Genomic DNA, 1258 nt, shown 5'->3' on the forward strand with positions numbered 1-1258 from the left:
GCGCGGTGGCGAGGTGTTCGGCCTTAAAGGGCATGCCGTTGACCTGGGTCAGGGAGCGGACGTCGACGAGGTGGCGGGCCCGGACGAGGGTGGCGAGCTGGCCGAGGTTCATCTCCGGGATCACCACCTTGTCGTAACGGGCCAGCACGGCACCGAGGTTGGCGGGGAAGGGGTTGAGGTGACGCAGGTGGGCCTGCGCGATCCGCTCCCCGGACGCCCGCAGCCGCCGCACCGCCGCCGTGATCGGCCCGTACGTCGAACCCCAGCCCAAAACCAGGGTGTCCGCGACGGCGCCACCCTCGCCGGCCGGCTCGTCCGTGCCGCCGCCGGTGGGGGGGTTGCCCTCGCTGTCGCGGGTGGGGTCGTCGACGGTGAGGTCGGGGACCTCGATACGGTCGATCTTGGCCTGGCGGGTGCGGACCATGAAGTCGTGGTTGGCGGGATCGTAGGAGATGTTCCCGCTGCCGTCCTGCTTCTCGATCCCGCCGATCCGGTGCTCCAGCCCCGGCGTGCCCGGCACCGCCCACGGACGCGCCAGCGTGTGCGGATCACGCTTGTAGGGCCAGAACACCTCCGTGCCGTCGTCCAGCGTGTGGTTCGGACCCTGGGCGAACTGCACCCGCAGATCCGGGAGTTCGTCCACCTCCGGCACCCGCCACGGCTCACTGCCGTTGGCCAGATACCCGTCGGAGAGCACGAACACCGGCGTGCGGTACACCAACGCGATCCGCGCCGCCTCCACCACCACCGCGAAACAGTCCCCCGGCGTCGCCGGAGCCAGCACCGGCACCGGCGCCTCCCCGTTGCGACCGAACATCGCCTGCAACAGGTCCGCCTGCTCCGTCTTCGTCGGCAACCCCGTCGACGGCCCGCCCCGCTGAATGTCCACCACCAGCAACGGCAACTCCAACGACACCGCCAACCCGACCGTCTCCGACTTCAACGCGATGCCCGGACCCGACGTCGTCGTCACCCCCAACGCCCCGCCGAACGCCGCACCCAACGCCGCCCCGATCCCGGCGATCTCGTCCTCCGCCTGGAACGTCCGCACCCCGAAATTCTTGTGCCGGCTCAACTCGTGCAAAATATCCGACGCCGGAGTGATCGGATACGACCCCAGGAACAACGGCAGATCCGCAAGCCGCGACGCCGCCACCAACCCGTACGACAACGCCAGATTCCCCGAGATGTTGCGGTACGTACCCGGCGCGAACGTCTGCGCCGCCGGCGCCACCTCGTAGGCGACCGCGAAATCCTC

The 1258-nt window shown here is 69.9% G+C and carries 1 pseudogene; it reads right to left on the bottom strand.

What is annotated here, in order from left to right:
* Window positions 1-1258: pseudogene (locus tag ACGFS9_RS32745) on the bottom strand (2-oxoglutarate ferredoxin oxidoreductase subunit alpha); the annotation flags it as partial.

The sequence above is a fragment of the Streptomyces sp. NPDC048566 genome, from assembly GCF_043199735.1.
In the GTDB taxonomy this organism is placed as follows: Bacteria; Actinomycetota; Actinomycetes; order Streptomycetales; family Streptomycetaceae; genus Streptomyces.